The sequence below is a fragment of the Halanaerobaculum tunisiense genome, from assembly GCF_054657635.1.
On the sequence record NZ_BAAHYI010000008.1, the window covers coordinates 40,355 to 54,362 of the forward strand.

General features: G+C 36.6%; 10 protein-coding genes. 1 reads left to right on the forward strand and 9 read right to left on the reverse strand.

Features of this window, described 5'->3' with window-relative positions:
* Positions 1-86 precede the first annotated feature (86 nt).
* Positions 87-1,085 carry a phosphate acetyltransferase gene (pta, locus tag ACYQ3D_RS08325; RefSeq protein ID WP_459837743.1) on the reverse strand — a complete coding sequence of 333 codons (999 nt, stop codon included), beginning with the start codon at positions 1,083-1,085 and terminating at the stop codon, positions 87-89.
* A 187-nt stretch (positions 1,086-1,272) separates the two neighbouring features.
* Between pta and ACYQ3D_RS08330 the strand changes: the two genes are divergently transcribed.
* On the forward strand, positions 1,273-2,571 hold the full coding sequence (locus tag ACYQ3D_RS08330) for a nucleotidyltransferase (RefSeq protein ID WP_459837744.1): 1,299 nt from the start codon (positions 1,273-1,275) through the stop codon (positions 2,569-2,571).
* Here ACYQ3D_RS08330 and ACYQ3D_RS08335 read toward each other — a convergent pair.
* The 8 genes from ACYQ3D_RS08335 to ACYQ3D_RS08370 form a co-directional block, all read right to left on the reverse strand.
* Positions 2,546-3,550 (reverse strand): YlbL family protein, encoded by a 1,005-nt coding sequence (locus ACYQ3D_RS08335; RefSeq protein ID WP_459837747.1) that lies wholly within the window; start codon positions 3,548-3,550, stop codon positions 2,546-2,548. The two genes, ACYQ3D_RS08330 and ACYQ3D_RS08335, sit on opposite strands and share 26 nt — an antisense overlap.
* 21 nt (positions 3,551-3,571) lie before the next feature.
* Entirely contained in the window at positions 3,572-4,342 is a 771-nt protein-coding gene (locus ACYQ3D_RS08340) for a patatin-like phospholipase family protein (RefSeq protein ID WP_459837748.1), read from the reverse strand.
* Positions 4,343-4,555: 213 nt separating this feature from the next.
* Positions 4,556-4,723, reverse strand: a complete 168-nt coding sequence (locus tag ACYQ3D_RS08345) for a DUF362 domain-containing protein (protein ID WP_459837750.1) — start codon at positions 4,721-4,723, stop codon at positions 4,556-4,558.
* 103 nt (positions 4,724-4,826) lie between these two features.
* The gene (gene mgsA / locus ACYQ3D_RS08350) at positions 4,827-5,201 is read right to left on the reverse strand and encodes a methylglyoxal synthase (RefSeq protein WP_459837853.1); all 375 of its coding nucleotides are present in this window, start codon (positions 5,199-5,201) and stop codon (positions 4,827-4,829) included.
* Between the two features lie 20 nt (positions 5,202-5,221).
* The gene (locus ACYQ3D_RS08355; protein WP_459837752.1) at positions 5,222-6,016 is read right to left on the reverse strand and encodes a YdcF family protein; all 795 of its coding nucleotides are present in this window, start codon (positions 6,014-6,016) and stop codon (positions 5,222-5,224) included.
* A gap of 64 nt (positions 6,017-6,080) precedes the next feature.
* A complete protein-coding gene (locus ACYQ3D_RS08360) occupies positions 6,081-7,541 on the reverse strand; it encodes a glutamate synthase subunit beta (protein WP_459837754.1) in 1,461 nt (486 codons plus the stop codon).
* Positions 7,534-12,039 (reverse strand): glutamate synthase large subunit, encoded by a 4,506-nt coding sequence (gene gltB, locus ACYQ3D_RS08365; protein ID WP_459837755.1) that lies wholly within the window; start codon positions 12,037-12,039, stop codon positions 7,534-7,536. The genes ACYQ3D_RS08360 and gltB overlap by 8 nt, the downstream gene beginning before the upstream one ends.
* 353 nt (positions 12,040-12,392) lie before the next feature.
* Entirely contained in the window at positions 12,393-13,688 is a 1,296-nt protein-coding gene (locus ACYQ3D_RS08370; RefSeq protein ID WP_459837855.1) for a dicarboxylate/amino acid:cation symporter, read from the reverse strand.
* Positions 13,689-14,008 lie beyond the last annotated feature (320 nt).

A 14,008-nucleotide genomic window follows, 5' to 3' on the forward strand; every position in this document is an offset into this window, starting at 1 on the left:
ACTGGCACAGTATCGTTAACATCTCATTAATAAAAATAAATTTAATCAGTCAAACAAACTATATACTTTATTCTCAAAAAATCATACTAACAATTTTGTGCTTGTACAGCAGTAATAGCTGTTACGTTAACAATATCTTGGACACTACAACCACGAGACAGATCATTAACTGGTTTAGCTATCCCCTGTAAAATAGGACCATATGCTTTAGCACCACCTAATCTCTGTAATATTTTATACCCAATGTTTCCAGCTTGTAAATCAGGAAATACTAACACATTAGCATCTCCAGCAATTTCACTTTCTGGATACTTCCTTTCTCCAACTTCTGGAATTAAAGCAGCATCAGCTTGCATTTCACCATCTATTTCTATTCCTGAATCTAAATCTCTAGCTTTAGCTGTGGCCTCTTGTACCTTATCAACTAACTCATGATTAGCACTTCCATTAGTAGAAAAAGATAACATAGCTACTTTAGGATCCATACCAATTAAATTTTTAGCAGTCCTAGCAGAAGAGACAGCAATTTCAGCTAATTGATCGGCATCAGGATTTGGATTTACTGCACAATCAGAAAATACTAATACACCATCTTTACCAAAGTTTTTATTTTCAACAATCATAATAAAGAATCCAGACACATTTGAAATATCTTCACTAGTACCAATTATTTTAAAATCAGCTCCTAATACTCTACCAGTAGCATTAACAGACCCTGCTAATTTACCATCTGCATCACCTTTATTAACCATCATACTTCCAAAATATAATGGATCTTTAATTTGTTCTCTTGCTTCTTCTATAGTAATTCCTTTATGTTTTCTTAATTCATAATAAGTTTGAGCATATTCCTCTAACTTATCAGCTTGAGTAGGATTAATAATTTCTACCTCTGTTAAGTCAATCCTATATTTAGAAGCATTTTTTCTAATTTCTTTTTTATCTCCAAGTAATACAATATCAGCAATATCTTCTCCTAAAATTTCTGGAAAAGCCTTAATCATTCTTGGTTCAGTTCCTTCAGGTAAAACTATTTTTTGCTTATCACTTCGTGCTTGTTCATGAATCTGATTAATAAAATCCATTTTTCCTACCTCCTTATATATTCTTTCACCATATATGAACTACTAGATGAATAGTTCAGTTTCCTTGTTTTAATATTTAATTTTAAAATTAATAATTATCTGACACTTTACAATCAATTTTATTATATCCTTAATAATTGAAATTTATTGCTCCTCAGATTATAATAAATACTAAGGAGGAACTAAAATGAATATATTAGGAATTATTACTGAATATAATCCTTTTCACTTAGGACATAAGATACATTTACAAAAATCAGTGACTAAAAGTAAAGCAGATGCTACTATTTGTATTATGAGCGGTAGCTTCTTACAACGAGGTAGACCAGCTATTGTCAATCAATGGGCTAGAGCCCAGATGGCTTTAGACTCAGGAGTAGATTTAATCATCCAACTTCCTGTTACCTATTCTGTCCGCAGTGCTGAATATTTTGCTTGGGGAGCAGTTAAATCATTAGCCGCTACTAACCTAGTTGATATTCTCTCCTTTGGGAGTGAACTAGGTAAAATTCAACCTTTACAACAGCTTGGCCAATTATTAGCTACTGAACCTCCCCACTTAAGTACTTTAATTCAACAAGAGCTCAACCAAGGAGTTTCTTATCCCCAAGCCAGAAGTAAGGCCTTAGATAACTACCTAACTTCCACTGCTGCCCAGATAGATATAACTCCTGACCAAGCTCAAGAAATAATAACTAACCCCAATAACATTTTAGGTTTAGAATATATCAAAGCTTTAACTAATTTAGATGCTTCAATAACCCCTATAACTATCAAACGAGAAGGAGCAGACTATCATTCACATGAACTTAAAGAAATTGCTAGTGGCAGTGGTATTAGACACCAAATCAAGTCTAACCAAAAAAATCAAAAAAGATTACTCACTCCCCAAATAACCCAGACCCTGCCTCAAGTAACTACCCAAGTGTTAGACAAAGAGTTTACAGCTAACAGAGGGCCTATCTTTATTGACCAGTGGGAAGCAGAATTGCTAACTATTCTCCGCAGAATAAAGAAGACAAAACTACAAAACTATGCTGGAGTTACTGGTGGCTTGGAGAATAGAATCAAAGCAGCAGCCCTAGAAGCTACTTCACTACCTGAGCTGATTACTAAAATTAAAACAAAACGCTTTACTCAGACTAGAATTCAACGAATTTTAATCCAACTATTGTTAGACTTATCAGCTGATAAACTAACTAAGTTTGATCAACACGGTGGTCCCCAATACCTACGAGTGTTAGGTTTCAACCAGCAAGGAAGAAAGCTACTTAAATTGATCAAGAACCAAGTTGATTTACCTTTAATAACTAAAGTAGCCAACTATTTCAAAACAAAACAAACCCCTCGTAATCTACTCCAGGAGATGCTACAGTATGATCTAGTAGCTAATGATCTATATACTCTAGCTTATTCTAATCAACAAGCCCGGCGAGGAGGAGTCGATTTTAGACAACAACCTATTTTAGATCTTGCAGATAATTAATAATATCGCTAAATGTTTCTACCGGAACAATCTTGACTCCTTGACCAGTCATCTGTTTAGCTTGTTGGTAATTAGCTTGCGGGCTAAAGAAGACCTTAGCTCCTTGCTCTTTAGCAGTTGCTATTTTCTGTTTAACTCCATCTATCCGACCTATTTCTCCTTTTAAATTAATAGTTCCAGTTCCTGTAATTTTATAGCCCTGAGTTAAATCCTGCTTAGTCAATGAATTAAAGATCTGTAAAGCAAACATACTACCTGCTGAAGGACCACCAATTTTACCGGCATCAATATTAATCTTCATTGGAAAATCATATTGGCGATTATGAGATGAGATTAAGACCCCTATCGAAGGCTGATTTGAATTCTGCTCTAAACTTTTAGTCTTGATAGAATATTTTTTCTGCTCTCCATCTCGTTTAACAGTAACACTAACTTCATCTCCTATGGCTCGAGCTTGGACTTGATTAATTACTTCTGTAATCAGTCCTACTTGCTGACCGTCAACTGCAACAATTATGTCTCCCGATTGTAATTGGCCCTGGGCATTTCCTTCTTCTAATACCTTCTCCACTTTAGCCCCTTCACCAGTAATCTGAGGTTGATAGCCTGCCTCTTTTAAAGCAACAGCCTTAGCCTTTAATTGACTTTCTTTCATCACTTCTTGCATGAATTCAAAGTACTTTTCCATATTCATATCCGAAGGTAACATATTTTTAGATTGTAACTCTCTTAAATCCGGATTGAATAATTTAACATACAGATATTCTAAAAGACTTGCTGTCTTCATCGAAACAGCAGTCAACATAATATCTCCTGTCTGCTGATAAGTATCAGCTTGAATATCAATCATTGGGTCTAAAGACTCAGCCATCCCAGGAGAAGTTAAGTAGTAATTACTAGGATAAATAGCTAAAATACCAACTATTACTAACCCAATTAAGACTTTAAACCATAGACTACGATTTCTTAGCAACTCCATTCTATCCCACCCTTCTAGTAGTTAACTATCTTTAATTTTTTCTTTTATAGCAGGCATCTTTTCTTGAGCAGCCTGATAACCTAAAGTAATACATTCTTCAGCTCGGCTTAAATCAGTAGAAGCAATATGCCCTACTTGAGGCATTAATAATACATCAGCCCCTACTCTTTTATGTTGAGCAATTTCTTGTTGCATAACATCAATTGAATTCATAATTACATCAAAAATACTAGTAACCTGATTAAGTTCTAAACCATGACTAACTTCTACTCCAATTGTAATATCAGCTCCTAGTTCTTTAACTGCACTGACAGGAACCCTATTTAATACAGCTCCATCAACTAATTTTCTCCCTTGTAATTCACAAGGGATATAAATTCCTGGAATTGACATACTAGCTCGTAAAGCAGAAGCTACTTCTCCTTCATCAATTACAACTTCCTCCCCGTGTTCTATATCAGCAGCTACTGCCACAAAAGGTAGATCTAATTGAGAAAAAGTTTTTTGTTGAGTTAACAACTGGAAGAATTCTTTAACTTTATTTCCTGCTACTAGCCCTTGTTTAGAGAAGGTAACATCGGTAAAATAATCCCATTCTAAATGAATTGCTAACCTTTTTAATCTATGTAGATCCAATCCTGCAGCATAAAAACCACCAATTACGCTACCAATACTTGTTCCCGCTAAATAATCTATTTCTATCTCCTCATCTCGCAAGGCCTTTAAAACACCTAAATGAGCTACTCCTCGGGCAGAACCTGCTCCTAAAGCTAAACCAATAGTAGGCTTCATCTGCTATCACCTCATTTCCTTAGCTAAATCAAAACCATAAAAACTCCTAAAAATAGTTTATGCCTGGCAACTTTATAATAGAAGAGATTAAATTTTACCTCTATCTACTACAGTAGTATGAATTAAAAAGATGATTTATATGAGTTTCTACCACCTTTACTATTAACTAAAAAGATCTCAGGAGTTTCCTGAGATCTTTAATATGATATATAATTAACCTTCAATTGCATCTACTGGGCAAGCTCCTGCGCAAGCTCCACAATCAATACAAGCATCAGCATCAATCTCATACTTGCCCTCTCCTTCGGAAATAGCATCTACAGGACAAGTGGACTCACAAGCTCCACAAGAAATACATTCATCAGTAATTGTATGTGCCATCTATTACACCTCCAAATCAAATTTAACTAGTTCCGCCTGCCATTATAATAACATAAGTTATTTAATTTATCAATCACTATCTGTTACTCCTTAAAGCCAGATTTTACTTGGACAAATTATCCAATAAAATCATATTTGCTGTACCTAAATTAGTGGCTAAAGGAATATTATGTACATCACAAACCCGTAATAAAGCACTAACATCTGGTTCATGAGGCTGTGCTGTCAAAGGATCTCGCAAAAAGATAACAGCTCCTACATTACCACTAGCAATCTCAGCTCCAATCTGTTGGTCACCACCTAAGGGGCCAGATTTCTTTCTAGTTACCTCTAACGAAGTATTTTGATTTAACCTCTGGCCTGTAGTTCCTGTTGCAATTAAATCAAACTGGGCTAAAATCTCCTCATTTCCTTGAGCAAAATTAACTAAATCGTCCTTTTTCTCATCATGAGCAATCAAAGCTATCTTTTTCATAATAACCACTTCCTTTCTTAGGTTTAACTCTTAAACTGGTACCAGACTAAACCTACCCATTCATGTAAAGATTGTAAAGTATTATGCAATGAAGTCCGATTAGGAAGCCAGCGCAATGAACTAACCTGCGAACTTAAGATATAATCAGTAGGAGCAACAACTATCTCTCCTGACCAATTTTTCCGGAAAGAATCAACTGCCCGTCTCATATGAGTAGCACTAGTCACTAAAATTATCTTGTGATAATCTTTCTTATTTAATATCTTAGTTATATTGACAGCATTTAACCACGTCGTTAATGCTTTCTTATCTGTAATTATCTGCCCTTCAGAAATCCCCCGTGCAACTAAGAACTCCTTCATCACTGTAGCTCCTGGAGGACCTTCCACGCCTGGGCCAACTCCTCCACTAACTGCTAGATCCAAATCAGTCTTTTGTTGCAACTGCGCCCCATAATTCACCCGCTGCAAAGTAGCCCGACCTAGTTTAGCTCCTTGGGGCGTACCTCTAATCATCCCTCCTCCTAACACTACTATTATACTCGTAGTTGGTTCTAAAGATAACTGCTCCACTTCTAAAGGAGCATAAGTTTCTTCTAAAGGAGCAACTAAAGCTAATTCTCCTAGGTAAGAACTGAAAAAATAAATAACAACTATCAACACCACTAATAATAAAGGGGTTACTTTACTCTTTTGGGAGCGGTAGTAATAATTAGTCTTATTTAAAATAAAACTTAGCAGAGCTACTACCAATAATAGAATAAACAAACCAGGAGGTAAGACTAATTTAGAGACTAACTTAGTTACAATATACTGCATCATGGATTCTCCTTCCTACAAACAAGAGCCAACTCCCCCCTACAGAAGTTGGCCCTTATTTAATCTATTCAGTTAAATACTGATTAACAGCTTCTGCTACTTCTTGACCATCCTTAATTGCTCGCACAACTAAAGAAGCTCCTTGTCTCATATCACCAGTAGCAAAGAACTGCTCCTGACTAGTCTGATAATCTTCTGTTTTAATAGTATCCTGCTTATCTAACTCTAAATCCAATTCTTCTACCATTCCCTCATGCTCAGGATGAACAAATCCAATAGCTAAAATCACTAAATCAACTGGTAAAGAAAATTCACTGCCTTCAATTTCCTTCATCTCTTGTTGACCAGACTCATCTGTAACCCACTCTACTCTAGTAGCATGATACTCAGTTACTTCTCCTTGCTGATTACCACTAAATTTCTTAGTTAAAACAGACCAATCTCGAACATCAAGTTCTTCACCACTAGTATCAACTAACGACTGAGCTTCCTGATGAGAACTAGAAGTTTTCAGTGTTTGTGGATATTGAGGCCATGGATTATCAGCTGTTCGTTCAGTAGGTGGCTGGTCTAATAGCTCAATCTGATAAACTTTCTCAGCACCTTGTCTAATAGCTGTTCCTACACAATCAGAACCAGTATCTCCGCCCCCAATTACAATTACTCTTTTATCTTGGGCATCAATCAATTCTTGCTCAGGAATCTCCTGACCGCTAACTCGCTTATTCTGCTGAGTTAAATACTCCATAGCATAATGAATCCCCTCTAATTCACGACCATAGACTGGTAAATCCCTTGCTTCTCTCGAACCACCAGCTAATACAACAGCATCATATTCTTCCTCTAAGGTTGTAGCTGGTAGCTCAGTTCCTACTTCTGTATTTAAGACAAACTCGATTCCTTCTTCTTTTAACTGGTTAATTCTACGATCTACTACCCACTTTTCAATCTTAAAATCTGGGATACCATAAGCTAACATACCACCTGGTTTAGCATCTCGTTCGTAAACTGTAACTTGATGTCCGGCTCTATTTAGTTCTTGAGCTGCTGCTAAACCGGCTGGCCCAGAACCTACTATAGCTACTTCCTTATCAGTTCTAACTTGAGGAGGTTGCGGCTGAATCCAGCCTTCCTGCCAGCCCTTTTCAGAGATAGCAAGTTCAATATTCTGAGTAGCTACTGGTTGCTCAGTAATTCCTAAGACACATCCTCCCTCACACAAGGCAGGACATAACCGACCTGTAAACTCAGGAAAATTATTTGTTTCCTGCAGCACTTCTAATGCCCGCTGCCACTTACCTTGTTTAACAAAAGCGTGCCATTCAGGACATAAATTACCTACAGGACAAGAAAAATTACAAAATGGTGTCCCGCAATTCATGCACCTAGCTGCTTGTTCGGCAGTATATTCCTCTTGCGGAAGCTCATAAACTTGCTGATAATCTTCTACTCGCTGCTCAATTGGTCGCTTAGAAACTTCTTTTCGTTCAATCTCTAAAAATCCTTTATCTGCTGATTTAGCCATTGTTCTTTCCCTCCTTGCGACTAGCAAGTATCTCTCGATAACGTGGTGAAGTAACTTTAACAAACTTATTGATTTCTTGCTCCCAATTATCCAGTACTGCTTGACCACGTTGACTGTCAGTATACCGGACATGATTTTCGACTAATCTTTTAATCGTCTCTCTATCTTCTGTAGCCTCTACCTGGTAAGCATCAACCATTGCAGTATTTAACTTATCTCTAAAATCACCATCAAGATCATAAACATAAGCAATACCCCCACTCATTCCAGCACCAAAGTTACGACCTGTCTTACCTAAAACAACTACTCGACCACCTGTCATATACTCACAACCATGGTCGCCAATGCCTTCTACTACAGCATGCGCTCCAGAATTTCTAACTGCAAATCGTTCCCCAGCTACACCATTCATATATAACTCACCTCTAGTTGCCCCATAAAGGATTGTATTACCGGCAATGATATTCTCATAAGCTGGACTAGTAGTTGCAGCAGGTTGTTGAACAATTAATTTTGCTCCAAATAATCCTTTACCAACATAGTCATTAACTTGACCCTGGAGATTCAGTGTCAAACCTTGCATTCCAAAAGCCCCAAAACTTTGTCCAGCATAACCAGTAAAGTTAACCTTAATTGTATCATCAGGTAAACCTTGGTCATCATATCTCTTAGCAATTTCTCCACTTAACATAGTACCTGTGGTTCGATTAGTATTATTAATCTCAAAATCTAACTCTACTGGTTCCTGATTCTCTAAAGCTGGCTGAGCTGCTGTAATTAATTCTCTATCTAAAATATCATCAATTCCATGATCTTGCTCTTCTACACAGTAGTTAGCAATTCTAGCTGGTAAAGTAGGCTGGTGTAAGATATTGGAAATATCTATACCTTGGGACTTCCAGTGCTTAATTGCCTGGTTCATATCTAATTTATCAGTCCGTCCAATCATCTCATCAACTGTCTTAAATCCTAACTGAGCCATAATCTCTCGCAGATGCTGAGCAATAAAGTTAAAGTAGTTAACTAATTGTTCCTTCTGACCAGCAAATTTCTCTCTTAATTCTGGATTCTGAGTGGCAATTCCTACTGGACAGTTATTGCTACTACACTGTCTCATCATTACACAACCTAAAACCACTAATGCTGCTGTAGCAAAGCCATATTCTTCGGCTCCTAATAAAGCTGCTATTGCTACATCTCGTCCTGTCTTCATCTGCCCATCAGTCTGGACTCTAACTCTACTTCGTAAATCATTCTTAGTTAATACCTGATGAGTCTCTGAAACTCCTAATTCCCAAGGCAGACCAGCATGTTTAATAGAATTTAGAGGAGCAGCACCTGTTCCTCCATCAAATCCAGAAACCAAGATCATATCTGCATGAGCTTTAGATACTCCGGCTGCAATTGTTCCAATCCCTATCTCTGATACTAACTTAACACTTACCCTAGCCTCAGGATTGACATTCTTAAGATCAAAGATCAACTGGGCCAAATCCTCAATAGAATAAATATCATGATGCGGCGGTGGCGAAATTAAATCAATACCTGGAGTAGTATGACGTACCTTAGCTATTGCTTCACTAACCTTCTTACCAGGCAAATGACCACCTTCACCAGGCTTAGCTCCCTGCGCCATCTTAATCTGTAATTCATCACCATTGACTAAATAGTGAGTAGTCACTCCAAAGCGGCCAGAAGCAACCTGCTTAATCGCACTTCTTCTATCGTCATCAAAACGAGCTGGATCTTCTCCTCCTTCACCAGAGTTGGACATACCACCAATCTCATTCATTGCTTGAGCAATTGTCTCATGGGCTTCCTTAGAGATAGAACCAAAGGACATAGCTCCTGTTACAAAGCGTTGTCTGATCTCCTCTACTGGTTCCACTTCTTCAATTGAAATTGGATCCCGATCTTTAAAGGAAAGGAGACCTCGAATAGTGGATAACTGCTCACTTTGATCATCAATCAAAGCTGCATATTCTTTATAAAGATCATAATCGCTTTGTCTAGTAGCCTGTTGTAACTTAGCAATTGCTTCTGGACTAAAGAGATGATGTTCGCCATCTTGGCGCCACTTATACTCTCCTTCATTCTTAACTAGTCCATCTTGATCTTGGTTTAATCCTTGGTAGGCATCTGTATGATTAGTAACTACTTCCTGCTCTAAAATATCAAGTCCGATACCTTCAATCCGAGTTGTAGTACCTGGGAAATACTGAGCTACAAAATCAGAACTAAGTCCTACAGCTTCAAAGATCTGGGCTCCGCGATAACTTTGCACCGTAGAAATCCCCATTTTGGACATAATCTTAAACAGACCTTTTTCCACAGCTTTAATATATTTCTCCTGTCTCTTATTAGTCTCAGTAGTCTCAGTCAAATATAAACCTTCCTGACTCATATAAGATATTGTCTCTAAAGCTAAATACGGATTAACAGCTAACGCACCATAACCAATCAATAAAGCATGATGCATAATCTCTCTAACTTCTCCAGTTTCTACAATAATATCTACACCATTTCGCTTCTGCTGCTCAATTAAATAATTATGAACAGCTGAAGTAGCTAACAAACTAGGAATTGGAGCATTAAAATCATCAACTTTACGATCACTAAGGACAATCACATTATATCCAGCATCAATACTCTCTTCTACATGATGGAATAACTTGTCTAACCCCTGTTGTAAACCATTTTCTTCTTCGGGATCAAAGACCATCGGTACTACCCGAGTATTAAAATTATCATCCTCTAAATGGACAATCTTATCTAGTTCTTTATTAGTTAAAACTGGTGAATCTAGTTCAACTGTTTTCGCCTTATCCGCAGTCTTCTCTAAAATATTACCTTTAGAACCAAGATTAGATTTTAACGACATGACTACTTCTTCCCGGATTGGATCAATTGGAGGATTTGTTACTTGAGCAAATAACTGCTTAAAGTAATTAAATAACGGTTTTTGTTGCTTAGATAAAACAGCTAAGGGAGTATCATTCCCCATCGACCCTACAGACTCTTTTTCATTCTCGGCCATTGGCCCAATTAAAGTATTTAAATCTTCTCTACTATAACCAAAGGCTCTCAGTCGTTCAGGGATAGTATCAAAGTCTTCATTATACCTTTTAGCTCCCTCTTCTAGGTTAGTAAGATGTTGTTTATTATCCTCTAACCATTCACCATAAGGTTGAGCAGAACTTACTTGTTCTTTAATCTCCTGGTCAGGAATAATTCTGCCTTCTTCTGTATCTACTAGTAACATTTCTCCTGGCTTGAGGCGACCACTTTCTGCTACATTGTCTGGTGCTACATCTAAAGTACCTACTTCCGAACCTACAATCACATAATCGTCCTTAGTTACAGTATATCTAGCCGGCCGCAAACCATTTCTATCCAAAGTAGCTCCAATCTGCTGACCATCAGTAAAGGCAATAGCTGCTGGCCCATCCCACGGCTCCATCAAGCAAGCATTATACTCATAATAATCTTGCACTTGTTGGTCTAAAAACTGATTTTTTTCCCAAGCTTCTGGTACTAACATAGTTAATGCTTCTACTATACTCATACCTGATGCAAGTAATAATTCCACTACATGATCTAAATTAGCTGAATCACTATCTGTTTCATCAGTAATTGGAAATAAATCTGTAATTTCTGCTCCTAAAACATCTGACTCCAAATCTGGCTCTCGAGCAGCCATCCAGTTAATATTTCCTCGTAAAGTATTGATCTCTCCATTATGAGCTAAATATTTAAATGGCTGAGCTAAATCCCAAGAAGGGAACGTATTAGTACTATATCTCTGGTGTACCAAAGCAAGAGCAGATTTTACCTGAGGATCCTGTAAATCCTGATAAAAACTATTAATCTGATCCGGTAATAATAAACCTTTATAAGTTAGTACACTATTAGAAAAACTAGGAATATTAAAGTATTCTTTATTCTTAATCTCTGATTCAGCGATAGCTTTTTCAATCTTCCGCCGAATCAAATACAACTTTAATCTAAAGTTATCTGTAGCAGAAGACTTTTTAATAAAAACTTGTTTAATTACTGGCCGGGTACTAGCAGCACTCTCTCCAATCTCGGTTGTATCTACTGGTACCTCCCGCCAACCTAAAACTTCTTGCCCTTCTGCCTTAATTACATCCTCAATAATTCCTTCAGCTAAGAGACAATCATCTAATTTACGCGGTAGAAAGATCATTCCTACTCCATAATCCCCTACTGCTGGTAATTCAACATCCTGTTTTTTCATCTCAGATCGTAAAAACTGATCAGGTAGCTGAATCAATAAACCAGCTCCATCTCCAGTCAATGGATCTGCACCTACACCACCACGATGAGCTAACCTCTCTAAAATATCTAATCCTTGTTCCACTACTTGATGGCTCTGTTCACCTTTCATCTGAGCAATAAATCCTACTCCACAGCTATCTTTCTCTTGCTCAGGCGAATACAGCCCCTCCGCTGGTGGAATTCCTATTCCTTGTACCATTCTCTACTCCTCCTCAGTTGTATATTATTTTAGTTATCCGCATAATTATTATGGTTGATCTTTATTATATGCAATTTGAGAAAAAAATTAAAGGGAAATAAAAAGAATTTAATTTTTCTTAAAATTTATTCACTTAACATAAGTAAATTTTACTATTAATTGTTAATTTTGTTTAAAACTCTAGATCAATTAAACAACAAACCAAGAAATTAATTACTAATATTCAAAAAACTTAACTTGCCATCGAGTTTTTTATATTTAGAAACTATAAAGGGAAATTATGGATAACAAAAAACCAACCAACCTCCATTTTCAAAAATGGAGGTTGGTTTTATAATAAATATTAAGTTTATTTAAGCTGATATACTTTCTTGTTCTTGTTCCTCAGAACTCCAAACACCTTTAGTAAAATCAATCCCATCATTCCATTTAGCAACTAACGTAGTTACAGTTAAATCACCTGTCACATTATTCATAGTTCTTAATCTATCTAAGATAGGATCAATCCCAGCTACAAAGCCAACGACTGAAAGTGGTAATCCTAATTGAGTAAGAATCATAGTCAACATAATCAACCCGCTGCCAGGAACACCTGCAGTACCAACACTAGCTAATACAGCTGTCAATAGTACTGTCACCTGCTGGGCTATAGTTAAAGATTGTCCAATTAAATTAGCAGCAAAAATAGCTGCTACTCCTTGATACATAGCTGTCCCATCCATATTTATCGTAGCACCAAGAGGCAGAGAAAAACTAAAAACTTCTTCATCAATTTTAAGGTTTTCCTCAGCATTAGACATACTTACAGGAAGAGTTCCACTACTTGAACGAATACTAAGAGCCGTTATCATAGCATCTTTGATCCCTCTTAAAAATGGTATTGGCGACTGCTTAACTAAACCTCCCATTATAACTAATAAATAAGTAATAGTTATATGAATAAATACTGCTAATGCTAGACTAAAAATAAGTTTCCCAAAGGGCACAATGGCTTCTACACCAGTTTTTCCAAATACTGAAGCCATCAAAGCAAATACTCCAATTACACCATATTCCATTACACCCCACACAATCTTAAACATTGCTTGAGCACAAGTCTCAACTATATTAAAGATAGTCTCCACACCTTGTTTGATTTGGCCCTCTGCATTCTCCTGTAGAATTGCCAAAGATAAACCAAAAATAATTGCAATAAAAATTGTCTGGAGCACATTCCCTTCAGCTAAAGCTTGAATTGGATTTTTAGGTGCTATATTCAGAAATACATCCACTAAACTAGGAGCTTCCTTAGTCTGTATTTCTGCGCTTTCTGGCAAAGTCATCCCTACTCCTGGGTCAATTATATTAGCCACTACTAAACCAATAACTATAGCTATAGCAGTAGTTAAAATATAAAGAATTACTGTCTGAGCACCTACTCGACCTAATTTAGACGGGGTAAGCTTTCTCATCCCAGCTATTAAAGTAAATAATACAATTGGGATAATAATCATCTTTAATAGCCGAACAAATAAATTACCTAACGGCTCTATCCCTGTAATTGATTGACCAAAAATCAACCCCATAACTGAACCTAAAACGAAAGCAATTGCTATCCGATAAACCAAAGAAACAGAACGATACTTCCTCCATAAAGAAACCACGCTAATCCCTCCTGAATAATTTTTTGACTGCCTATATTATTTCTCTTTCTAATTACAGATCATTGCCTACTATCTACTCCTTCAATAACTATTTTTATTATTTAAAGTATATGATTCAATAAAATGTTGTAGTAGTTCTTTACCTAACTCCAATATATCCACTTTAATTCTAACAAAATATAAATGTTATCTAGTTGTAAAATATAAAATAGGATAGATCAACCAACTTAAAATAATAAAAATCAAAGTTCCTCTATAATTAACCTTAATATTTTTGAAATCTTTTACTAAATTTATAACAAAGATCAAGATATTAAAAACGACAC

Bases quoted from the DNA above. Each gene is read 5' to 3' on its own strand.
- ACYQ3D_RS08355 (WP_459837752.1), bottom strand. From the start codon at position 6,016: ATGCAGTATATTGTAACTAAGTTAGTCTCTAAATTAGTCTTACCTCCT.
- ACYQ3D_RS08345 (WP_459837750.1), bottom strand. From the start codon at position 4,723: ATGGCACATACAATTACTGATGAATGTATTTCTTGTGGAGCTTGTGAG.
- ACYQ3D_RS08340 (WP_459837748.1), bottom strand. From the start codon at position 4,342: ATGAAGCCTACTATTGGTTTAGCTTTAGGAGCAGGTTCTGCCCGAGGA.
- gltB (WP_459837755.1), bottom strand. From the start codon at position 12,039: ATGGTACAAGGAATAGGAATTCCACCAGCGGAGGGGCTGTATTCGCCT.
- ACYQ3D_RS08360 (WP_459837754.1), bottom strand. From the start codon at position 7,541: ATGGCTAAATCAGCAGATAAAGGATTTTTAGAGATTGAACGAAAAGAA.
- pta (WP_459837743.1), bottom strand. From the start codon at position 1,085: ATGGATTTTATTAATCAGATTCATGAACAAGCACGAAGTGATAAGCAA.
- ACYQ3D_RS08335 (WP_459837747.1), bottom strand. From the start codon at position 3,550: ATGGAGTTGCTAAGAAATCGTAGTCTATGGTTTAAAGTCTTAATTGGG.
- ACYQ3D_RS08330 (WP_459837744.1), top strand. From the start codon at position 1,273: ATGAATATATTAGGAATTATTACTGAATATAATCCTTTTCACTTAGGA.